We start from the raw sequence: 22,946 nt of genomic DNA, 5'->3' as shown, positions 1-22,946 counted from the left end.
ATAAAAAACAAAATCAATAATATTTTTTAATTATTTTAAATTTTCAATCTCTTATACTATAAAAAACACACTCATCCCTAGGAAAGGGACGAATGTGTTTTCGTGGTTCCACCCTTGTTCCAATCTAGACGTATCTCCTTCTAGATTGCTCAAGTTCAGATAACGGCTGATACCGCCAATAATTACTAGATTACTCGTTCACTATTGAAGTTCAAAGGTGGTAAAATCATTTCTCGTGTTAGGAAGCTCACACCCTTGGCTTCCCTCTCTGTAAACCGTAAAAATGATTTCGTGTCCTTATCATTACTTTTTCATTCATGTCTATTTGTTAACTTATTATAGTTATCAAATTTTTAAAAAGCAAGCCTATTTTTACTAACTATTTTCAAAATAATTTTTTATTATATTTCACAATAGCATTATGCAACTGCCACTCAATTTACCTATTTTGTCATTTCTCCAGTTTATAAATCAACGGTTAATATATAAAGTGAAACTTTAATCAGTGGGGATTTTGTTCATCCCCACTGATTATTAGCCTTCACCAATCGGGCTTTTACGGGCAGTTGATCCCCACCTAACTTCTTTGCTTTCGCTGAATTTTGAGGTAGGGGTGTTACTGCCCGTTAATGCGGGATAAATCCCCATTCTAAAACCCGTACATACTCACCTCACAAAATTATATCAATAAAATTTTTAATACAATCTTTTTGTATAACTTTCTTCTAAAGAACGTGCAACATCTTCTTCTGAAGCATTCACTTTCGCATGCTCTAACAACATTTTTGCTGCTGAAGGTAACTCTTTTTTATGTAACCAAGATTCTGGATCCCACATCTTCGAACGAATAAACGCTTTTGCACAATGAATGTAACACTCTTCTATTTCAACAACAATTCCAAGCAACGGATTACGTCCATTCGCCTGCATTTCTTTCAAAATTTCTTCATCGTTTGTAATATACGCTCGGCCATTTATTCTAAGTGTCTCCCCAAGACCTGGAATAAAAAAGATTAGTCCTACACGTGGATTTGAAATAATATTCAAAATGGAGTCTATACGACGATTTCCTGGTCTTTCTGGAATGATAATTTTATTATTATTGAGTACGTATACAAATCCAGGTGCATCTCCTCGCGGCGAGGCATCACACTCCCCCAACTTATTTCCAGTGGATAATACTAGAAAAGGAGATTTAGAAAGAAAATCTACGCAATGGTGGTCTAATGATGAAATGACTTTTTTCAACGCTCGCTCACTTGGTTGCCCCAATATTTTCCGTAACTCTTCCTCTGTTGAAATAATCGATTTTATTTCCGTACGCTCTATCCCCACTTATAACCACTCCTTTTTCTTTATTTTCCCAAAATTCAATACAAATATTGTATAATAAAATTTGAGGAAAGGGGAATTAAAATGACAGAGTGGTTAACAATATTTGATCCTGAAAGAAATACACTTGGGAAGAAATTACGTGATGAAGTGCATCGTGACGGCGATTGGCACGAAACATTTCATTGCTGGTTTGTAGAAAAAGATAATGAAGATATGTTTTTATATTTCCAATTACGCTCTAAAAATAAAAAAGAAGCTCCATGTATATGGGATATTACTTCAGCTGGACATATTATGCATGATGAAGATGTACAAATTGGTGGTCTTCGTGAAATTGAGGAGGAATTAGGGCTTTCCTTTCAAACTAATGATTTAACATACAAGGGAATCTTTAAAATAGATTATGAAATTTCAAATCTTACTGATCGCGAGTTTTGTCATATGTATTTTCACAACGTCATCAATCCACTTCCATTCGCACCAGGTGAAGAAGTAGACGATGTGATGAAAGTACATGCAACTTCTTTTCTACAACTATTAAAAGGAGAGATTTCATCTTTAACGACTATTTCAGTCTTAAACAATACACCGATTACGATAACATTTGAAGATATTTATCCGTATGATCTTGCATACTATGAATTTGTTATAGAGCAAGGAAAAGAATTATTAAAAAATAATAGTTTATAAATAAAATAGGACTCTTAGCATAATATTGCGTAGAGTCCTATTTTTTATTATTGTTCAAGGATTTTTAATCTACTCTCTACTTGTATAAATAAACGAATGATTAATAACAGCATAACCACTATAATCGCTATTATTGTATGTGGATATCTAAACAGTTATACTAATAACACTTCCAATTAACATCATGATGAATCCGTTCTGCTTCATCACTTCTGCACTATACCTGTTACCCGCATCCCATAATTCCTTATTTTTCATAGATCGTTTCGTACGATAACCATATGCCGCATTAATATCGGTCGGTGGATTTTTTTGAAGAATAATTGCCGCAAGTACAAAAATAATACCAATCAATATGCTTATTCCTATGTTTACTAGTGCATCAATCAATTATATCCCCCTAACTTACACTTTCATTATACGACATAACCCTTATTTTCCTAATTTATAACACATTCACTTTCTTTCTTTTGATGTCTGGAACATACTTGGAAGTGTTACAAAACGTGCCCCTTTCGTTTTTAACTGCGGAATGATTTTGTCTAGTGCATCTACAGATCCTTGTAAATGCCCACCTGGTGTTGAATGTTGGAGGATGACACTTCCAGGAAATGAATTCCCTAGCACATTATTTGTAATCGTATCAGCACTCACACCTTTCCAATCAACTGTATCAACACTCCACTGTACAATCATAAAATTTTGCTCTGTGGCCCATTTTAATTGATTTTCAAGTATTTCACCGTATGGCGGACGTATAAACTTCGGTGCATAACCAGCTAAACGATTTAATATTTCTTCCGTTTTTATAATTTGATTACGGTACTCATCCTCATTTACTTTCGCTAAGTTCGGATGACTATACGTATGATTACCAATTACATGCCCTTCATTTGCAATACGCTTTACTACGTTCGGAAATTTTTCTGCGTTTTCACCAAGTAAGAAAAAAGTAGCTTTTACATTATGTTGTTTTAACTTATCTAATATTTTTGGCGTGAATTCTAAATCTGGTCCATCATCAAATGTAAGAGCGACTTCCGCTTTATTATACGGTCCTGAAAATGCGTACGCATATTTTTCAACCCATGAAAATGGTGTCCACGATCCACGATCATCTGCTTTCATTTGTACTTCATAATTTTGAGGGATATATGCGTATGGCAATGAGTTTATATAGTCTCCATAATAAAATGAGTTATATGGCATATAAGCATACGAAACATCTCGTTCTAGTCCCCATTGATATGGAGCAAACATTTCTGGCGAATAAAAATAATACATGATAAAAAACCTCCCTAAATTTTCATATGTGATTCATCTGCACTTTGTTAGAGAAATTGTTATTCATAAACAAAAATAAGACTGTCCTTAATTAGGACAGTCTTACTGCTTTATATTATTAATAAATTGATGTACTATCTTTCGGCAAAGTTTTCACATGTTTTAAATAGTTCGTCACTTTATCATCATCTTCTTGCGGATATTGATATTCATACGTGTTAGCGACTTCGTTCGCCACTTCCCTAAATAAATCACTCATGACAAAGAATGACTCCCATATGTTTTCATATTCAGCATTAGAAAATGTCCTTTTAAATTGCTCCCACATATCTTCTTCAATATATTGCTCAAAATGCTTTCCAAACTTCCCTGTATTAACTGTAAAGTCTGTTTTCATACCAATATACCATTCTAGCATTACGATGAACATATCTCGCACTGGTCCTTCAAGCATTCCTTTTGCATAAGAAAGCTCTTCTCTCCATAGCCCTTTTGCCACATTCGTACTACACCACCAAAATTCATTACAGCAATCTAAAAACTCTTTTTCTGTAGGCTTTTTTATTAAGTAATCTTTATCGCTTGCTGGTGGGAATTCTTCCAGACAATTATCTTTATCAAGAAGCAGTTTACTTAAACTATCTTGTCCAACGAACTTTTTTATTAACTCAACTGGAACTAGCGTTAAATCAATCCGATTTCCATCTATGAACTGCATTAAATATGGAAACTTTCCGTCTTCATCTGGTGGAACTAACGACATTTCTTCTGGCATTTGTACAATCATTATTTCTCCAAATCTATGAATCCAATTATGATTAGACGTAAAAGATTGTATATCATTTACAACATACATAATATCATAGTCTTGAAAACAATCTTTTTTCACATTTGGATTTACACGCGATCCATTCATGATGACAGCTCGAATTCTTTCATCCTCTTTTGCTATATTTATAATTACGTCTAGCATTTCTTTTTCAGTTCTCATCTATTTATAGCCTCCAATTTTTTAATATACAATATAGTGCTATGTATACTGGAGGTCCACGAGCTAATCTCGTTATACACGATACATGTTATAATTTTTGAAACTTCTTTTTCATCCTTTTCCCTCCTTACATCACTCTTTTACAACTACCATTCCTTTCAATTTACCAATGCTTTCTACCATTCACTTTTAATTATACCGAAAATTCTGTCTCGAATACAAAAAATAAAGAAGGGACATCTACCCCTTACAGAATAGATATCCCTTCTTTTAAAGTTAAATTTAATTCCTATGGATTAGTAGACCAAAGCCCAGCAGATTTAATAAATGTACGTTTATTTAATTTCAGCTGCGCTACGATAAATTCTGCAATATCTTCCGCTTGCATTACTTTATCAGGGTTTCCATCAGTTAATCCTAAATCTACAGCCATATCAGTTGCTACTGTACTTGGAGTTAAAGCTGTTACACGAATGTTATGTTTGCGAACTTCCATCGCTAACGATTCTGTTAAACCAAGGACACCAAATTTAGAAGCACTATATGCACTTGTTACAGGTGCACCTTTTTGTCCTGCTGTAGATGAAATGTTAATGATATCACCAGATTGTTGTTCAATCATGCTCGGTAAAGCTGCACGAGTTGCATAGTATACACCCATTAAGTTTACTTGAATGATTTTTTCCCAATCAGCAACGTCTAATTCTAAAAACTTACCGAATTTAGAAATACCAGCGTTATTAATTAAAATATCAATAGATCCTAAACCATTTTTTAACGTTTCAATCGCAGTTGTTACTTCTTCGTATGAAGAAACATCTGCAGTTGCAATAACAGCTTTTACGCCTTCTGCTTCTACTTCTTTCGCTACAGCTTTTAAGTTTTCTTCTGAGCGAGCTAAAAGTCCTACATTTACGCCTTCTTTCGCTAATGCAATCGCTACAGCGCGACCAATCCCTCTACCTGCTCCTGTAATTAAAGCATTTTTACCTTGTAATAATTCTGCCAAGTATAACACTCCTTAATCATTTCAGTTATGTATTATATTAAAATTGTATCTATGTTTATGTAAAAAGGCAATGATGCACTTTCATGTGCGTAGGTTACTTGTAGGTAACTATAGAAAGTTTTTATTTATAAGTTTCATTTTTTTACCGTTATTCATGTAAAATAAAAACAAATCCAGCATAGGGGAGTGTATGAGTATGAAAAGCGAAGGAAAAGCTTATCAATATAATTGCAGTAACGGTAAATGCATTTTTAAAGAGAAATAGTGTTAGAAGGTTCTCCTTCTAACACTATTTCTCTTCATGATTTGGCATACGCACAATAAATTCAGTACCTTTTCCTTCCTCACTCTCAACTTTTATTTCCCCATGATGAAGGTCGAGTACTTTCTTTACAATAGCTAAACCTAAGCCACTTCCTCCATAGGCACGATTTCGTGAAGAATCCGCTTTATAAAAACGCTCAAAAATATGTTGTTTCTGTTCTTCTGATATACCAATTCCTGAATCACGGATACGCACTTCCACTACTGTCTCACGTTCCTTTAACTGAATAGTAATCGTACCACCGCTTGGAGTAAATTTAATACTATTATGAATTAAATTAATCCACACTTGACTCATACTTTCTTGGTCAGCAATAACATGTACTTTTTCTAAATCTAGTTCTAACTCAATTTCTTTTTCAGCCCAGAGTGGTTCACTATTTAACACAATTTGCTTTAATTGTTGATCTAATCGATAGCTCACTCTTTCTGGTATATATTCTTCTGATTCTAAAAGAGTTAGCTTTAGTAAATTTTGACTTAGTTTAGATAATCTCGTTGTTTCAGTTTCAATAATGGTAAGATAATGCTTTCTTTTTTCCTCAGAAAGATTATCGTCTTGTAGTGCTCTAGCAAATCCTTTTATAGAAGTTAATGGTGACTGTATTTCATGAGAAACATTTGATACAAACTCTTGTCTCATTTTCTCCATCGCATTCAGTTCATCTGTCATATCATTTATACTTTTTACGAGCACGCCAATTTCGCCATCATACTTTTCTTCATTTCGTATTTTTACGGAGAAGTCTCCTTTTGCAATTTTTTGTATCGGTTCAATAATAGTCCAAATCATTGCCTCTCGTTTTGGCCTCATTAATATTCCAATCACTGTCCAAATAAGAATAATAAATACAAAACCGACCATATCACTAATTAGAAAGGCAACAAACGGCGATACGTTTACGTCAAAAGCATTCAATATACTAGTTGCTACATAAAATGCGATAGACCAAATTATAGTAAGAAAAGAAAAGAGCGCTAATACCGCTCCAAATACTTTCAGCATCTTCAACTTACTCATTCGTTTTCTTTTTCTCATTTACTTACCTCTAAGCGATACCCTAATCCTCTTATTGTTTTAATACTAAATTTCGACTGCTCTTCTTGAAACTTCTCACGTAACCGATTAATATGAACGTCTAGTGTACGTTCATTCCCTTCAAAATCATATCCCCATATTTCTTCAATTAATTGCTCTCTCGAACAAGTTCTTCCCGATTTAGACCCTAAAGTAAAGAGCAGCTCAAATTCCTTTAACGGTAATGTAACCGTTTGTTCTCCAGATGTAACTTCGAATGTTTTACGATTTAATAATACATTTCCAACTTGAATCGATTGGGAAACTGTAATTTGGTAACGTTTCAATAATGCCTTTACTCTCACTACTAATTCTATAGGGTCAAATGGTTTTACAAGATAATCATCTGTCCCAAGGTGAAATCCTTTTACTTTTTGTGATGTTTCCCCTTTGGCAGTTAGCATCAGAACCGGGATATCATAGTATTTTCTTAATTCAAAACATACATCAAATCCATCCATATTTGGCATCATGATATCAAGAATAACCATATCGACTTTTACGTCATCCATTTTCTGAAGTGCATCTACTCCATCAATTGCCTCATATGTTTGAAAACCTTCTCGTTCTAAAAATACCGAAACGAGTTCTCTAATGTGTGGATCGTCATCTACTATTAAAATTTTAGGTATCAAAGGAACCATTTCCTTTCTACTTAGCATCTAATATATTGTTTAAAAATGAATCATCAGTTGAGTAAAATCCCACTGATGATTCATTTTATAATGCCCCCTCTTTAATTTTCAATTGCTGCGTTGCAAACTCACGATACATATCATGCGTCTGTAATAATTCATCATGCGTACCACTACCTGTAAGATTCCCTTTCTCAATAAAGACAATTTTATCTGCATCTACAACAGTAGAAAGTCTATGCGCAATCACTAACGTTGTTCTGCCTTTCATTAAGTTATTTAACGCTTTTTGAACGACAGACTCAGATTTACTATCTAAGCTTGAAGTCGCCTCATCTAACATAAGAATTTGCGGATTTCGAAGTAACGCTCGGGCAATAGCAATTCGCTGTCTTTGTCCCCCAGAAAGCTTCACACCACGTTCTCCAACTTCTGTTGCATAACCATTTGGTAAGTCATGAATAAATGCATCAACATATGCCATTGCTGCTACTTTTTCAATTTCTTCATCCGTTACTTCGCCCTCGACGCCATAACAAATATTATCACGAATTGTTCCATCAATTAACGGACTATCTTGTGATACGTAACCGATTTGACGTCGCCATGACTCTAATGAATAACTCGTAATTGATTCTTCCCCTAATTTAATGGCGCCACTAGTTGGCTCATAAAAACGTTCCAATAATGAGAATAACGTTGTTTTCCCACTACCACTTGGTCCTACAATCGCTGTCACTTTTCCGGATTCAATTGTGAAATCAATATTTTTCAAAACTTGCTCTTCTTCGTTATACTCAAAATGTACATTTTCAAGAACGATCGGTTGCTTAGCATTTGTCACTTTCACACCAGTTTCATGATCTTCTACTTCATATTCTAAAATCGTATTAATTCTTTCCGTTGCACCAATTGCCTTTTGGAATTGTGTAAAGAACATAGATAATTGACTCATTGGCATTACAATTTGAACTAAATACAAAATAAACGCTACAAGTTCACCGGTTGTTAATGCACCGCTAGAAACTCGCATCCCGCCATACCCTACGATAATAACAAGTAGTGCCATTAAAACAAACGACATAACTGGCGAAATTAATGCTTGCACTTTCCCTTCTTTCAAACCAAATTGTAATAACTTTTGTATACCTGTATTACCCGTTTCATATTCTCTCTTTTCTGTATTTGAAGATTTCACTAAACGAATTTCTGATAACACTTGCGTTAACACACTTGTAAAAGATGCAGTTTCATCTTGAAGCGCTTTTGAAATCTTATACATTTTTCGTCCAAGTGGAACTAAAATTAACACAGACAACGGAATAACCGTTAAAAGTAACGCAGTCATTTTCCAATCTAAAACAAATAATACAATTAACGATCCAACAATTGAAATACCACCTGTTAATAAGTTTGACAAATGCTCAGAAATTAACGTTTTCACAACACCTGTATCATTCGTCATACGGCTAATAGTATCACCTGTTCTATTTTGATCGTAATAAGATACCGGCAAGATAAGTACCTTTTTCCACAAACGTTCTCTTAGTCCCGCTACAATCTTCTGCCCAATATAATTTAGTAAATATATAGACAACCCTGCCGCAATAGTTTGCATTACAAAGAAAGCAACTAACCCAACAATTTGTCCTGCACTAATTGAAGAAAGCGAAAAATTATCTACTAATCCTTTTGTCAGCATAGGAATAAATAAACTCGCTCCCGTAGAAAGCAAACTCATTAACAACGCAAAAACTAAAATTCCTTTCGGAGGATTTGTATCTTGAATAAGGCGTAAAAACTGCCTCCAACTCCCTTTTTTCTTTATTTCATTTCTAACTTCCATTCCTGTTCATCTCCTCATGTTAAACAAAACTGTTCTTTCTAAAATTAGAATACGATACAAATGTAAACTGAATGTAAACACACTTTTTCTATTTTTACAAAATATACATAAAAACTCATCTTTACAACAGATATAAACATCTGATATTATTACCTGGTACTTAATATTATTCTATGTAAATTATAGATAAATAATTTAAAACACGATATAAATCTCCAGTTAGTGAAAGGAGTATCCTTTTTGCAAACAAATATACATTCTGAAAAGGAAACAATTATTTTTATTCATGGATTAGTTGGCAATCGTCACGCCTTCAAAAAAGAGCAAAAACGATTTTCTGCCTCCTACAACATTATAACTTATGACTTATTAGGTCACGGTGATGATAAAGGAGAAGCAATCGACTTTTCATTACAGCGCCTCGTAGATCAATTATTAAACTTATATGAACAAGAAGGTATTAAAAAAGCACATATTTGTGCGCTAAGTTACGGCTGTTACATCTCTACAATTTTTGCACAAATGCATCCAGAAAAAGTATTAAGTATTTGTCATATTGGAGGACATTACAATAACCCTTCTCGTTTATATAATGTATTTCAAAATTTTTGGGAGAAGCGAGGAGATGAATACTCTAAATGGCTCTCTCAATACGCAAATACTATTTTTCCAAGCGGTATATTAAAAGCAAATCCGTTCGCAGTCATTTCAAGAAATATTTACTACCGTTTCGGATTACAATTACATTCATCCATAATTGCCCAGTCATTACGACATCGGTTAGAATTCGATTTAAAATCTAAATTAAAATCACTTCCTCACCCTATACTATGGGTAATGGGAGAGCATGATCATCTCTATAAATCTTGTCTATTTGATTTGAAATCTATTTTGCCTAACGTTCTATATAAGGAAATACCGTTAGCGGGACATGCAGCGAACTTATTTCGTCCTAACTATTTCCATGACTTATATGATCGATTTTTAAATGGAAAGTTAAAATAAAAACTATTAAACTTCCAATTTATTCAACTATAAAAAGGCTTCCCAAGTTTCCTTGGAAAGCCTTTTCTCTATACGAAAAGTATATAAAACTACTTTTTCTTAGTATGCTTTTGTGTAACCTAATAGGTGCTTGCTCCAGTAAGAGTTACTTACAGAACTAATACGTACACCAGTTGCATCTGTTTCTGCACTAATGAACTGACCGTTTCCTAAGTAAACACCCATGTGAGAAGGACCTGATTTATAAGTATTTTGGAAGTATACTAAATCACCTGGTTGTGGATTGCTAGTTTTTGTTTTAGAGCTCCAGTATCCAGCAACTGTTTGACGAGCGCCTTTATGACCAGTTTGATTTAATACGTAGTGAATGAATCCACTGCAGTCAAAACCAGCAGGTGTTGTACCAGCAGTTCTGTATGGTGAACCATTTAAAGATCTAGCGAATCCAGCGATTGAAGATGTATCTCCACCTGTTGTTGGTTTTTGTACGTCTTTACCTGGTTGTTGAACGTTATTTGTAACATTATTGTTATTTGTAACGTTGTTTACTCCGCCTTTTACAAACTTAACGAAGTCTGCACTTACGTAACCTGTGCGGCCGTTATGGTTAATTTTGTACCAACCATTTTCAGCACCAGTAACGTTTAATACTTTACCATTCGTTACTCCACCGATTACAGCGTTGTATGTAGCTGGGCCTGTACGTACTTTTAAAGCACCAGTGTTAACAACATAAGAACCACCAGTTTGAACTGTTGTAGTATTGTTGTTTGTAGTTGGTTGTTGTGTTTCGTTAGATACAGCAGAACCACCTTTTGTTACGAAGTCTTTGCTTACGTATCCAGTTCCACCATTGAAGTTGATTTTAAACCAATCTTGTACTTCACCTACAACTTGTACTGTTTTACCTTTGTTTACAGAACCTAATACTGTATGAGATGTACTTGGGCCTGTACGTACGTTAAGTGAAGAAACGTTTACTGTGTAAGTACCTGTTCCTTGTTGAACAGTCGTTCCTGTTTTGCCACCAGTCGTTACGAAGTCACCACTTACATAACCTGTTTGACCATTTACGTTTACTTTGAACCAACCATTTTCTTGTCCAACTACTTGTAGCACTTGGCCTGACTTTACTTTAGAAATAACGTTATGTCCTGTACCAGCACCTGAACGAACATTTAATACATCAGCAGTTACTGTGTATTTTAATTCAGAAGTTGTTTCTACAGTTTTTGTTTCAGTTACAGTCGTTTGAGTTTGAGTTTGAGTTTGAGTTTGTCCATTAATTTCTTTTAGCGCTTCATTTGAAACTTGTGCATGAGCAGAATCCATTCCTGGAACTGCAACGCCAGCTACAGAAGCTGCTGCTAAACCTGCAATTACTTTTTTCATAAGTTGTCTTTACTTCCTTTCCCTACTATCCTCTTAAAAAAAACTAAAACTTTAATACTTTACAATATTATCAAAGTAAAATATTCATCCAGTTCCATTTTTTAGCAAGAGTTTTATTTTTCACACAGAGTTCATTTTAAATGAACGAAGTGAAATCTGTGTGAACTTCATGTGAACTTTATCATTAATTATAGTATTTTTGCAATGATTTTTTCAAATTTCTCATATATCGCATGAAAATTCGACATTCCATTTAATATCTTAATATAAAACATCCCTTTTCTATCTTCTATAAAAAATTCTATTAACCTAATACAAACCACATTATGTATTTCCTTATAAAGCTCCTTACATGAAGTATACTTTCATCATGACAAAAATCACTCTATTTATCAATAGTATAATATTTTTAGAAAACTAAATTTCTATACTATCTACAATTTTGAAATAATTTGACGAATTGTAAGATTTATTTCAAAAAAGCCATTTCTCCTTTAAAGAAAACACACACTATATCAACTGTTCTCTTTTTCCCATAATGGAATTTATAGGATATTTATAGTATTATATACATATCTTAATAAAAAAGAATTTTAGCGAATTGATTAAAGTTTCATTCCCTTATAAAATGAAACTTTAATCAGTAAGGGTTTTATACATCCTCCGCTAATTATTAACCCTCACCACTCGGGCTGCCCATTAATACGGAGTTTTATTGGAATAAAAAGAGGAGGCATATTTGTGAAAAATATAATAGATGATCCAATACAAAAAAATATAGAGCTATACTATGCTTTTATTCAATTCGTTTCAATGATAACATTACAAAAAGTATCAGCTATTGAAACACGTAAAAATGAATTAAAAAATCAGATGAAAAATGCCAGACAAAAAAACCCTTATTACGTATAAAAAAAGGTGAACAGGTTATATTCCTGTTCACCTTTTATCAAATTATTTATAAATTTTCACACGGTCCTCTAGCGGTTGGAATTCTTTTTCACCAGCATGTACTACCGGTTTACCAAATGGCATTTGCGCAATAAGTTTCCAATTCTCTGGAACATCCCACTCTTTTCTCACTTCTTCATCAATTAGCGGATTGTAATGCTGTAACGTAGCACCAAACCCTTCAATTTCTAAAGCTGTCCAAATTGCAAATTGTAACATTCCTGATGATTGCTGAGACCAAGTTGGGAAATTATCTTTATATAATGCAAAGTTAGCTTGAAGGCTTTCCACTACTTCACTGTCTTCAAAATATAAAACCGTTCCATAACCACTTTTAAATGCATTCATTTTTTCTTCAGTAGGTGCAAAGTTATTTTCAGGTACAATTTTTCGTAACGTTTCTTTCGTAATATCCCATAATTTATCATGTTGTTCTCCTAATAAAACAACAACGCGAGCACTTTGAGAATTAAAAGCTGAAGGTGTATGTTTTACAGCATGATAAATCACTTCTTGAATTTTCTCATCAGAAACTACTTGCTCTTTACTAATTGCATAAATAGATCTTCTGTCTTCAATTGCTGAGTAAAAATCTTTTGCCATCATAATTCCCTCCAATTTTCAATTGAGGCTATTTCATATGTATATATCATATTACGCCCCTCAAACTTATTATTAATAAGCTTATAACTTTATAATATCACAACAACAAACAAACTCAAATAATAACACTTATATTTAGAAGCCTTTTCCTTTTTAAAATAAAAATAAAAAGACTGTTTGTTGTTATCTAAAATTAGTAACAACAAACAGTCTTACTTATGTAGCGATCTAGATTCGTATTTTACTTACTTAATTAACTAATCCAAATGCATACGACATTAACTTATTTGTCTCTGTAAAACGTTTTGTTTTACTTGATGTCCCCATGACCACTGTAATAATTCGATTATCACCTTGCTTTGCAGTCCCAGTAAAACAGTATCCTGCACTATCTGTAAATCCAGTCTTTAGTCCGTCCATTCCTTCTATATATAAACTTTTATTATTTTTGTTTAACATGTCGTTTGTGCTTATAACATTAATATTATTAAATGCTAGCTGACTTTGGCGTAAGTGAGTCACTTCTAATATTTCCGGATAATCTTTTATAAGATGATACGCCAATTGTGCTACATCACCAGCCGTCATTTTTGTTTCACTTCCATCTGGCTCTTGTAATCCAGAAGCATTTGCAAATTTAGCATGTTCCGACATTTTTAACTGTTTCGCTTTTGCATCCATAAGCTGAACGAAATCTTTCTCCGATTTTGCCATATGTTCTGCTAAAGCCACAGCCGAATTATTAGCTGACTCAATCATTAATGCATGATATAAATCTTTAACAGTTAATGTGTCATTAACTTGTACTGGGATTCTCGCTCCTTCTGTTTGTGCCGCCTTCGCACTCATTTTTACTGGATCTTCCCAGCGAACTTTCCCGTTATGTATACTCTCTAGTAAGAGATACGCTGTCATCATCTTAGACATACTAGCCGGTGCAAAAGCTTCATTTTCATTATATTGATAAATAATATCTCCATCACTCGCATCGATAATCATAGCTGCTTTTGCGTTAATTTCTGGTGGGATGTACTTTGGCGGGACTACTTTTTCAGTAAATCCTGCTTTAGGTAGTTCTGCCACTTGCAAAGGTTGTCCCTCTACATTCGCTATGCTCTTTTGATTTCCTTGGAATAAGAACCAACATATCCCTAAAATAATAACTAATAGGACTGTCATCCTTCCCCATTTTAACCGATTCATTTCAAAACTCCTTTAGCAAACCTTTTATACACTCACATTTAACCTTAACAACAATTCCTTTATATAGTCAAGGTAAAAGGTATATTTATTCATATACAGCAATGATTATTTTAATTTATTTATGTTAAACTTACAATATTGAAACGTAAGAATATTCAATAATAAAATCTCGTAAATAAAGCGAAACTTTAATCAGCCCCACCAATCGGGCTACCCGTCAAATAGCGAGATAAACTATTTAATAGAAGGGATTCATACAAATGCTACTTCCAAAATCATTAAAATACGGAGACACAGTTGGGATCTACTCCCCTTCTTCACCAGTAACCTACACTTCTCCAAAAAGATTTGAACGAGCAAAATCTTACTTACAACAGAAAGGGTTTCATATATTAGAAGGTTCATTAACAGGTCGATATGATTTTTATCGTTCTGGTAGTATACAAGAGCGTGCTGAGGAACTAAATGTCTTAATAAGAAATCCTAATGTTTCTTGTATTATGTCAACAATTGGTGGGATGAATTCAAATTCAATATTACCTTATATTGATTATGATGCTTTTCTAAAGAACCCTAAAATAATGATTGGGTATTCAGATGCAACTGCTTTATTACTAGGAATTTACGCCAAAACAGGAATCCCTACATTTTATGGACCAGCTCTCGTCCCTTCCTTTGGCGAATTTGAACCTTTTGTTGATTGCACATACAAATATTTTGCTGAAACTTTACTACATGATCATTCTCTTCCTTATCATATAAAACAACCATTATTTTGGTCAGATGAATTTATTAATTGGGAAGAAAAGACGAAGGAGAAAGAACTTCGACCAAACGATTGGATTTCAGTAATTGATGGAAAAGCTACTGGGCGTATTATTGGCGGGAATTTAAACACGATACAAGGAATTTTGGGTAGCCCCTATATGCCACATATTCAAGAAGGCGACATTCTCTTTATTGAGGACAGTTCAAAAGATGCAGCTACTATTGAAAGAAGCTTTTCATTACTTAAAATTAACGGTGTATTCGATAAAATTTCAGGTATCATTCTTGGAAAACACGAGCAATTTGATGATTGTGGTACCAACCGAAAACCTTTTGAAATACTATTAGAAGTACTTCAAAATCAAAGAATTCCTTTTCTAGCTGACTTCGATTGTTGTCATACACATCCCATGATTACCATACCTATCGGTGTTCAAGTAGAGTTGGATGCAACAAATAAAACGATACATATTGTAGAACCTTGGAAAAAATGAATTCATAGATAGCTTCTATTGTTTTACAATAAAAGCCATGATACTATATAATTTGGAATGTGAAAGGTTAAACAAAATACGTTCCAATATATATCATTAGAAAAATTAGGTATAAATATATATTTATATGCAAAAGAGAGTGAATAAATGAAACCAACTATTAAAAATTACGTATTTTTACATGTAGCTTTTTTGATATATTCTATCATTATGGTTTACATGAAATGGGCAGCTAAATTCCCCATTGCTTCCATCTCATTTTTTGTTGCTTATTTCGGACTAGTTATACTTTTATTCGGATATGCAGTTTTATGGCAACAAGTAATTAAACATTTCGAAATTTCAAAAGCATATTCACATCGCGGAATTATTATACTATGGTCAATGCTTTGGTCAGTATTTCTATTTGGAGATACGATTCAGTGGAATCATTTACTTGGTGCGGCTATTATTATCGTCGGAATTGTGGTGGTGACAAAAGATGAATAGTTATATGTTATTATTTATTTTCGGGATAATTTTAGCTAATTACTCACAAATATTATTAAAAAAAGCTACTTTGCAACAATACGATTCTAGAATAAAAGAATATGTGAATCCTTATGTTATTATCGGCTACTCTTTATTTGTAATTAACGCCGGATTAAATGTTATCGCCATGAAGGGCATGGCATTAAAACAAGCATCAGCATTAGAATCCTTAAGTTATATCATCATATTAATTTTCGGTTGGTATTTCCTAGGAGAAAAAATAACGAAACGTAAACTCATCGGCAACATGATTATTATCGTTGGTGTAATCGTTTATTGTATCCAATAGTAAAAAGCTCCATTTATCACAAACGGAGCTTTTTACTATTGACCTAAATTTTGCACTTTATCTTTCAAATCTCGAACTTGATCTACCGTCTGCATAAGCTCAGAGTTTTTAAATTGCTCTACATCCACTTTGCCTTCTTCTATCTTTGTCTTCGCCGTATCAATTAACGTATTTAACTTTTCGTTATATCCGACGATTTGTTGATGAAGATCCTTTGCTACATCAGGTGGCGTTAATTCATTGAATACGGGTATATCTTGTTTAATTTCACTAAGCTTCGTTTCTAATTCTTTTCGAGCCTCGCTATCATTAACGGCCTTTTCTGCTAATGCTGGTGCATCATTTGCAAATGCACTTATTTCATTTACATAGTCTGTCGCCTTTTGAGCATAATCTATGGAGTTCTTTCCTTCTTCCACTATTGAACATCCCATTAAACCAATTAAAACTATGAATACTAATACAATTGATTTTATTTTCATTTTAGACCCCCTTCGTCCTTATAATTGTCTGTAATTTTCTCTATACATAACTTCTAGCTAAATTGTTTATAACCTTTTTCAAATAGCTATTTACCCTCTTACATGCCCTATTATCGTTACAACATCTATTTCTATATGTACGCTTATAATATCTTCAATTATATCCATATACCCTTGTCCTATAGCTGTTCCATAGTGTAATGTAAGCCCCTTCTTTTCATACACTGACTTTGGCACTGAAAAAATAAATCTCCTCAAGTTTCTTTCATCAGCTGGTTCCATAATTAAAACAATCCCATCCTCATCAAACATATACGCTCGCCCTCCAACTTTACATTCACTATGGCTCAGTATTGCCTTGGTCAGCAAAATTTAAAACATAATAAGTTAAGATACACTCCGCTCTATCATAAAGTGAAACTTTAATTAACCCTCACCAGTCGAGTCTTTATCGGCAAATAGCAGGATAAAAATAAAAAGCATTCATTCTTTTTTGTTAAGAATAAATGCTTTTTAAAAAATTAATTTCTAACTCTAGCATCTTTTTTTGACGAGGTTTTACTTTCCTTACGGGAACTCCAGCGTAAATATACCAATCATCTAAACTCTCTTTTACCATACTCATCGCGCCGACTGCCGTACCTTCTCCTACAATTACATTTGGAAAAATAATAGAATTGGCACCAATAATCACATGTTTTTTTAAAATAACTTTTTCTGCTTTCACATTCCTATATTGATTCGGGACGGTTGGCCCCATTAATGTATTTCCACTGAAATCATCAAGTACTGCATATACGATTGTTTTAGCTGAGATGTTTGCAAAATCATGCATTTCAATCCCAACTTCCCCTCCATATAACGCTGTATACGCTGATATGTGCGAATAACTTCCAATTGTGATTTTACCACTTAAAATGCAAAAATCATCAATTCTTACATGATTGCCAACTGATATAGCACTCGGATTATATATACTTGCTTTTTTACTAACCAATACATTTTTCCCAACAGATAAAAATCCAATTTCCTTTAGTTCTTCTTGACTATAAAAACTATTCATCTACCGACACCACCTTCTGCTCTAAACAGATTACAATTTGCTCTACTAGTTCTTTCGTCATTCCTTCCCATAAAGGTAAACTTACGATTCGTTTTGCTATTTTATTCGTCTTTGTTAAATCTGTAGACTTATAGTTTTTAAAAAGAACTTGTTGGTGGCAAGATGGTGAAAAGTATAATCTAGCTTCTATTTTCTGTTTTTTCAGTTCTTCTATTACTTGTATGTTGCGAACTTCTTCTGGACAAATGATAGGCATAAATTGGTGAATAACTGCTTCTGTCTTTTGGACTTTCCACCCTTTTTTCATTAACCCAGTATTTTGTAACAACTGTTTATACCATTCAGCAATACGAGTGCGTTCTTTTAATTTTTGATCCCACTTTTTTATAGTCGCAATCCCAATAGCTGCTGCGTATTCAGACATTTTACAATTAAACCCCATCATCGTGCATTCACGATTTCTATCAAATCCGAAATTCCCCATTCTTTTAATACGTTGTATATCTTCTTCGTTTTTACTATATATGAGCCCTCCTTCACCAATTCCGAAAGGCTTTGTTGCATGAAAGCTATATACGATCATTCCACTAAAATCTTGACCGTAATGCATTCCTCCATTCATTAAACCAAATCCCGGCGCCGCATCTACGACAACCGGAATCCCCTTCTTCTCTAATTCTTCATATTCTTCTAAGTTCATCCATGATCCAAAAGTGGCGTACGGGACAACAATCGCAACCTCTTCTTTTAATTCTTCTATCTTATGCAAAAGTACGGTTTTATCCATATACCAATCATCTATTGAAATATCAATAAAGTAAGGTTCCAATCCACACCAAATAGCGGCTAAGGCAGTCGCAGGGAATGTAAAGCTAGGCATGAGAGCATACTTTCCCTTTCTTCTTTTCTTTAGTTGAATAACCGCCATTAACCCTAACGTTGCGTTTGCTACTGTTGTAACAGCTCCCCTGTTTTGAAAAAATGACGACATAATTGTTTCCTCAAAACGTTGATTTATAGGTCCATAATTCGTATATATGTGAGATGTATCAATTTCCTTCAATTCATCCAAATACTCACTTACAGGTACAGTTGAAGCACGTAAAAAAGGAATACTCTCCATATCTATCTATTCCTTCCTATCATTTTCGGACAATATAGAGCATATCTGTTTCAGATAATCCAAATTTCCTAGCACTTTTCATTCCTTGTTTTTCCGCTATGTTATATAATTCCACCTTAAATCCTACATTCATTAATCGTTGAATAAATCCCGATTGATTATAAATTCTCACATGATCTTCTTGACCAAAAGCTAATTTCCTCAATTGTGGTGTTACAATTAATTCATTCTCTACAATAAAATCTACATTCATTACGATTGGTACTTGAATAATTCCCCATCCATTTGGCTTTAACACTCTATATAACTCTCGCATTGCTTTGTCATCATCAGGAACGTGTTCTAACACATGACTACATAATATTACATCAAAAGTATTACTATCATATGTAATCCTTGTAACATCAATTTCCTTCATTAATGGATCCTTTGGTTCTAAGTCACCACATACATACGTAATATTTTTATACTCGTTAAACCAATCTCTTAACTTCGCTTCAGGTGCAATATGAAGCATAGTATAGTTTCTATTTAACAAGTCCGTTTCCGTTTCAATGTACGCACGATACAATCTTTCACGATCCATCGAATTACAAACTGGACATATCCCTGTATCTTTATTCCACATCTCAAATTTATATTTCGGAAAATCATAATGTGCTGGCCAAGGTGAAAATTTTTCAAATTGTTGATTGCAATATTGACAATAACAAGATTCTTTCTCGAACATATGAGCAACTAACTTGTTTAACCCTTTTTTTATCTTTTCATTATAAATTTGATCTAGTTCGCCATTTCTTACTGCATCCTTAACTATAAATCCCGCATTTTCTAAACAATAAGATAAACTCTCTTTATACTCACTTTCGGAGCTTAAAAATCCACTATTATATGCATCTATAATTAATTCAATCCACTCTTCAATTGTCATTAAAATAAAATGCATTTGTTTTTGATTTTGTCCACTATGTTGTCTAAAATAACTAAGAGGTTCTTGTATATAAACTACTTTTCCTTTCCTCATCATATCTAGCCAAGTTGCAATGTCATTAATAGCAGAATAAGCCTTTCCTTTAAAATATCCAAACTTCCCGTCAAACAAATTCCGATTAAACAAAACAGTTGTCGGCTCACCAACTACATTTTTCAAGTTTTTTAACATATAATTCCCTAATTCTTTTCCTTCAAAAAGTGTAGTTTCTTTCGCGATTTTCATATTTAATGTTGAAGGTGGTAATATCTCTCCATTCTCATCAATCAGTTCACGATATGACGTCACAAATGAAATATTTTCTAACGTCAAAAAGTATTTCATCATTCTCTCGATCTTTTCATGATGAAATAAATCATCATCTAATAAAAAGTTTATATAGTCCCCATTCGCAAGTTCTACACACTTATTAAAGTTTTCGGCAACTAACGGCGTTTCATTTTTAACATATGTAATACACTCATATTCACGTAAGTACGGTTGAATCATAGCATTGACTTCATTATTTGTACTGTCGTCAGAAATAATAATTTCAATATTTTCATATGTTTGATTGAGAGCGCTGTTGAGTGCTAATTCTAAGTAATAAGGTCTATTGTACGCAGGAATAAGTATACTTACTTTCGGTAAAGAAGAATTATTATTTATATGTTGTTTTTTCTTTTCTATGTTTATTTTCTTCGCTCTAATTTTTTGGTAATAGTCTAATGTATATAATATCGATGATGGAACTATCCTTCTTGCATAATCTAGAAAATTAGTTATTGCTTTGTCTAACTCTTTTTCAGTGGATAAGAAACCATATTTTTCGCCTGCTATAATACTGTGTGAAAAATCTTCTAACCCATCCATCATTTTATTAGATTCATTTAACTGTTGATCTGGATGTAATCGAAAGTAACTAAGTGTCTCTGCTATATATACTGCTTTTCCTTTACTTAATAAAGATAACCATGAAGCTATATCTACGTTACATAAATACCGCCTCTTATCAAAAATCCCATATGGTTCTTGTAAATCATTTTTACGAAATAAAACTGTTGTCGGTTCTCCAATATAATTTTTTTGATCCACAATTACCTTATTTCCTAATTCTGTTCCCGCTATAATGGTATCCTCTTCAAATAAACGGACAGTCGAATAAATATGTCGTAGCTCTTTCCCTTTATCATCAATGACTTGACGATGAGATGTTACAAGCTTAATTTCATTATCTAAATCATCGAAAAAATACTTCATCATTTTTTCAATTTTATTCACATGAAATACATCATCATCCATTAAAAAATTTATATATTCACCGTTCGCTTCATTAAATAACATTAGCGCATTTTCAAATTGTCCGAGAGTTGATCTATTTTTTATATAAATAATATTTGAATGATCACATAAGTATTTTTGTAACACTTTTTCTGTTTCATCATTCGTGCTGTCATCTCCAACTATAATTTCTATATTAGGGTACGTTTGTTCTAACACACTACATAGCGCCTTTTCAAAGTAACGAGGACGATTATACGTAGGAATTAATACACTTACCAACGGAAGTTGCTCTACCACCTCTTCAGTTCTTTCAATACGAGTTCTCATTTTAACTCTCTCACCTCTTCGCATATTATTTATATACGCGACACAAAAATCACATTACTTTAACTGTATGGAGCCTATATACTTTTATGCAAACATGAAACAAATTATCATACTTTTCGTTCCTGAATAAACATATTTAATAATGCGGACATTTTATTTGCACCTTTTTTATTCGTATGATCACTATCATAAAAATCATCATCACAAAATAATGGTGAATCAAATAGATCTATAATTTGAAATGAATATTGAGTTTGAAAATCATTTATAACTTTATAAAAATCTTCTTTTAATTTCTTACTACTACAATTGAAATAATGTGAAGTAACTGGGAATACAACAATTAATGGTTTTATATCATTTTTTAACAGTAATTCTAAATATTTTTTAAAAATTATTTTATTTTCAACTAAAGTTTGAGGATACGCCAATTTAGCATGTGAAGCTGCTCTTATTTTCCCGTGTTCTTCAAAAGGAATATGAAGAGGAGTAGTATTCCATTCAGCATTTATCCAAGGCAGTATCAATGATTCATCTTTTAGTTCATCTAATAAAATATATTCAAAATGCAAATTAAAAATAGAAAGAAGTGGTTTCGGAGTATTTAGATGGGAGAATCCATCAGTGGGTAGAGGAGAGTGAACTACAGTATGATGACCATCTTGAAACAATGGATAATATACTTTGTGAATTCTATATGATTCAGATGATAACGACATATCAAAGTAAAACGAGAAATAGGCTATTCCTATTAAACAATATTGAAATGAATGATTGTTTGATAAAAGTTGTGACGCTATTAAATAATCATAGTATAGATCTTGCGATGGAAGTGTTAATTTTATTGACTTTTTTGAGAGAAGCTCCGTACTTATGCCACAATGTGGATAAGACAAACCGGTAGCAAACAATTCATACGTCGGATCACTCTTTGCTTTTTTCATAGAAATGTATAAAGACATAAGATCCGGATTTATTTGATAGATAGAAATTAATTTATCCTTCCATTCATACATGTATTTTGTTAAATTAATAATTTTTGAACTTTGCACGCCCCTATTTATCAAATCATTTGTAAGTTTTTCTGCGTCCCCTCTCCAAATGACTATATATTGAAAAGAACTTTCTAGACGAACAACATCTGAAACGTCCACAACATGAACTATTGTTTTACATTTATTTTTGTCTAACGTATTTCGAATCCTATCCCCTGATAATTCATCACTTAAAACAATGATTTTATATTGCTCCTTCATGTACATCCCCTCC

Annotated in this window: 22 protein-coding genes, 2 pseudogenes and 1 other annotated feature; of the genes and pseudogenes, 7 read left to right on the top strand and 17 right to left on the bottom strand. The window is 33.1% G+C overall.

All coding sequences use genetic code 11. From position 1 onward, the window contains the following. Window positions 1-81: 81 nt before the first annotated feature. Window positions 82-313: a binding site (T-box leader), on the bottom strand. A gap of 383 nt (window positions 314-696) precedes the next feature. After that, a complete protein-coding gene (locus HMPREF1014_RS09870; RefSeq protein ID WP_000510727.1) occupies window positions 697-1,335 on the bottom strand; it encodes a pyridoxamine 5'-phosphate oxidase family protein in 639 nt (212 codons plus the stop codon). A gap of 81 nt (window positions 1,336-1,416) precedes the next feature. Here HMPREF1014_RS09870 and HMPREF1014_RS09865 point away from each other — a divergent pair, with 81 nt between their 5' ends. Further along, window positions 1,417-2,025 carry an NUDIX hydrolase gene (locus tag HMPREF1014_RS09865; RefSeq protein WP_000141352.1) on the top strand — a complete coding sequence of 203 codons (609 nt, stop codon included), beginning with the start codon at window positions 1,417-1,419 and terminating at the stop codon, window positions 2,023-2,025. A 47-nt stretch (window positions 2,026-2,072) separates the two neighbouring features. Here the strand turns inward: HMPREF1014_RS09865 and HMPREF1014_RS09860 are convergent. From HMPREF1014_RS09860 to HMPREF1014_RS09845, 4 genes and pseudogenes are all read right to left on the bottom strand, one after another. Beyond that, window positions 2,073-2,415, bottom strand: a pseudogene (locus HMPREF1014_RS09860) (SdpI family protein). A gap of 66 nt (window positions 2,416-2,481) precedes the next feature. Beyond that, window positions 2,482-3,309: a peptidoglycan-N-acetylglucosamine deacetylase gene (locus tag HMPREF1014_RS09855; protein WP_000291200.1), complete on the bottom strand. Its 828-nt coding sequence runs from the start codon at window positions 3,307-3,309 to the stop codon at window positions 2,482-2,484. A 118-nt stretch (window positions 3,310-3,427) separates the two neighbouring features. Beyond that, entirely contained in the window at window positions 3,428-4,300 is an 873-nt protein-coding gene (locus tag HMPREF1014_RS09850; protein WP_001258534.1) for an aminoglycoside 6-adenylyltransferase, read from the bottom strand. Window positions 4,301-4,589: 289 nt separating this feature from the next. Then, on the bottom strand, window positions 4,590-5,309 hold the full coding sequence (locus tag HMPREF1014_RS09845) for a 3-ketoacyl-ACP reductase (RefSeq protein WP_000818985.1): 720 nt from the start codon (window positions 5,307-5,309) through the stop codon (window positions 4,590-4,592). A gap of 196 nt (window positions 5,310-5,505) precedes the next feature. On the opposite strand from HMPREF1014_RS09845, the pseudogene HMPREF1014_RS32575 reads away from it, so the two are divergent. Beyond that, a pseudogene (locus HMPREF1014_RS32575) lies at window positions 5,506-5,574 on the top strand (DUF3139 domain-containing protein); the annotation flags it as partial. Between the two features lie 24 nt (window positions 5,575-5,598). On the opposite strand, the gene hitS reads toward HMPREF1014_RS32575, so the two are convergent. The 3 genes from hitS to HMPREF1014_RS09830 all read right to left on the bottom strand — a co-directional run bounded on the left by hitS (window position 5,599) and on the right by HMPREF1014_RS09830 (window position 9,192). Then, the gene (gene hitS / locus HMPREF1014_RS09840; protein WP_001231623.1) at window positions 5,599-6,672 is read right to left on the bottom strand and encodes an envelope stress sensor histidine kinase HitS; all 1,074 of its coding nucleotides are present in this window, start codon (window positions 6,670-6,672) and stop codon (window positions 5,599-5,601) included. Then, window positions 6,669-7,346, bottom strand: coding sequence for an envelope stress response regulator transcription factor HitR (hitR, locus tag HMPREF1014_RS09835; RefSeq protein ID WP_000612414.1), 678 nt, complete (start codon window positions 7,344-7,346; stop codon window positions 6,669-6,671). The genes hitS and hitR overlap by 4 nt, the downstream gene beginning before the upstream one ends. Window positions 7,347-7,431: 85 nt before the next feature. After that, window positions 7,432-9,192 carry an ABC transporter ATP-binding protein gene (locus HMPREF1014_RS09830; protein WP_000453863.1) on the bottom strand — a complete coding sequence of 587 codons (1,761 nt, stop codon included), beginning with the start codon at window positions 9,190-9,192 and terminating at the stop codon, window positions 7,432-7,434. A gap of 240 nt (window positions 9,193-9,432) precedes the next feature. Between HMPREF1014_RS09830 and HMPREF1014_RS09825 the strand changes: the two genes are divergently transcribed. Beyond that, window positions 9,433-10,197 carry an alpha/beta fold hydrolase gene (locus tag HMPREF1014_RS09825; RefSeq protein ID WP_001194289.1) on the top strand — a complete coding sequence of 255 codons (765 nt, stop codon included), beginning with the start codon at window positions 9,433-9,435 and terminating at the stop codon, window positions 10,195-10,197. Between the two features lie 99 nt (window positions 10,198-10,296). Here the strand turns inward: HMPREF1014_RS09825 and entFM are convergent, their stop codons facing one another. Next, entirely contained in the window at window positions 10,297-11,589 is a 1,293-nt protein-coding gene (gene entFM / locus HMPREF1014_RS09820) for an enterotoxin EntFM (protein WP_000755498.1), read from the bottom strand. Between the two features lie 741 nt (window positions 11,590-12,330). Between entFM and HMPREF1014_RS09815 the strand changes: the two genes are divergently transcribed. Then, a complete protein-coding gene (locus HMPREF1014_RS09815; protein ID WP_000789344.1) occupies window positions 12,331-12,501 on the top strand; it encodes a hypothetical protein in 171 nt (56 codons plus the stop codon). Between the two features lie 42 nt (window positions 12,502-12,543). Here HMPREF1014_RS09815 and HMPREF1014_RS09810 read toward each other — a convergent pair whose 3' ends face one another. Both HMPREF1014_RS09810 and HMPREF1014_RS09805 read right to left on the bottom strand, forming a co-directional pair. Then, window positions 12,544-13,146, bottom strand: a complete 603-nt coding sequence (locus HMPREF1014_RS09810) for a nitroreductase family protein (RefSeq protein ID WP_001987122.1) — start codon at window positions 13,144-13,146, stop codon at window positions 12,544-12,546. 246 nt (window positions 13,147-13,392) lie between these two features. Next, a complete protein-coding gene (locus tag HMPREF1014_RS09805) occupies window positions 13,393-14,346 on the bottom strand; it encodes a D-alanyl-D-alanine carboxypeptidase family protein (protein ID WP_001080871.1) in 954 nt (317 codons plus the stop codon). 260 nt (window positions 14,347-14,606) lie between these two features. Here HMPREF1014_RS09805 and HMPREF1014_RS09800 point away from each other — a divergent pair, with 260 nt between their 5' ends. The 3 genes from HMPREF1014_RS09800 (at window position 14,607) to HMPREF1014_RS09790 (ending at window position 16,428) form a co-directional block, all read left to right on the top strand. Further along, entirely contained in the window at window positions 14,607-15,608 is a 1,002-nt protein-coding gene (locus HMPREF1014_RS09800; protein ID WP_000926335.1) for a S66 family peptidase, read from the top strand. A 147-nt stretch (window positions 15,609-15,755) separates the two neighbouring features. Continuing rightward, window positions 15,756-16,097 carry an EamA family transporter gene (locus HMPREF1014_RS09795; RefSeq protein ID WP_000805126.1) on the top strand — a complete coding sequence of 114 codons (342 nt, stop codon included), beginning with the start codon at window positions 15,756-15,758 and terminating at the stop codon, window positions 16,095-16,097. Beyond that, the gene (locus HMPREF1014_RS09790) at window positions 16,090-16,428 is read left to right on the top strand and encodes an EamA family transporter (RefSeq protein WP_001089868.1); all 339 of its coding nucleotides are present in this window, start codon (window positions 16,090-16,092) and stop codon (window positions 16,426-16,428) included. The genes HMPREF1014_RS09795 and HMPREF1014_RS09790 overlap by 8 nt, the downstream gene beginning before the upstream one ends. A 35-nt stretch (window positions 16,429-16,463) precedes the next feature. Here HMPREF1014_RS09790 and HMPREF1014_RS09785 read toward each other — a convergent pair whose 3' ends face one another. The 6 genes from HMPREF1014_RS09785 to HMPREF1014_RS09760 all read right to left on the bottom strand — a co-directional run bounded on the left by HMPREF1014_RS09785 (window position 16,464) and on the right by HMPREF1014_RS09760 (window position 22,933). Further along, the gene (locus tag HMPREF1014_RS09785; protein ID WP_000695228.1) at window positions 16,464-16,910 is read right to left on the bottom strand and encodes a DUF6376 family protein; all 447 of its coding nucleotides are present in this window, start codon (window positions 16,908-16,910) and stop codon (window positions 16,464-16,466) included. Between the two features lie 90 nt (window positions 16,911-17,000). Further along, entirely contained in the window at window positions 17,001-17,222 is a 222-nt protein-coding gene (locus HMPREF1014_RS09780; RefSeq protein WP_000459099.1) for a hypothetical protein, read from the bottom strand. 184 nt (window positions 17,223-17,406) lie between these two features. Further along, entirely contained in the window at window positions 17,407-17,973 is a 567-nt protein-coding gene (locus HMPREF1014_RS09775; RefSeq protein WP_001084166.1) for an acyltransferase, read from the bottom strand. After that, window positions 17,966-19,096 (bottom strand): DegT/DnrJ/EryC1/StrS aminotransferase family protein, encoded by a 1,131-nt coding sequence (locus tag HMPREF1014_RS09770; RefSeq protein WP_000443947.1) that lies wholly within the window; start codon window positions 19,094-19,096, stop codon window positions 17,966-17,968. The genes HMPREF1014_RS09775 and HMPREF1014_RS09770 overlap by 8 nt, the downstream gene beginning before the upstream one ends. 19 nt (window positions 19,097-19,115) lie before the next feature. Further along, window positions 19,116-21,677: a glycosyltransferase gene (locus HMPREF1014_RS09765; RefSeq protein ID WP_001260428.1), complete on the bottom strand. Its 2,562-nt coding sequence runs from the start codon at window positions 21,675-21,677 to the stop codon at window positions 19,116-19,118. A 107-nt stretch (window positions 21,678-21,784) separates the two neighbouring features. Further along, window positions 21,785-22,933, bottom strand: coding sequence for a hypothetical protein (locus HMPREF1014_RS09760; protein WP_000664255.1), 1,149 nt, complete (start codon window positions 22,931-22,933; stop codon window positions 21,785-21,787). Between the last annotated feature and the right edge of the window lie 13 nt (window positions 22,934-22,946).

It is taken from the genome of Bacillus sp. 7_6_55CFAA_CT2 (genome assembly GCF_000238655.1).
In the GTDB taxonomy this organism is placed as follows: domain Bacteria; phylum Bacillota; class Bacilli; order Bacillales; family Bacillaceae_G; genus Bacillus_A; species Bacillus_A cereus.
Note: the sequence above shows the minus strand (reverse complement) of the source record. Positions and strands in the feature narration are given on the sequence as shown.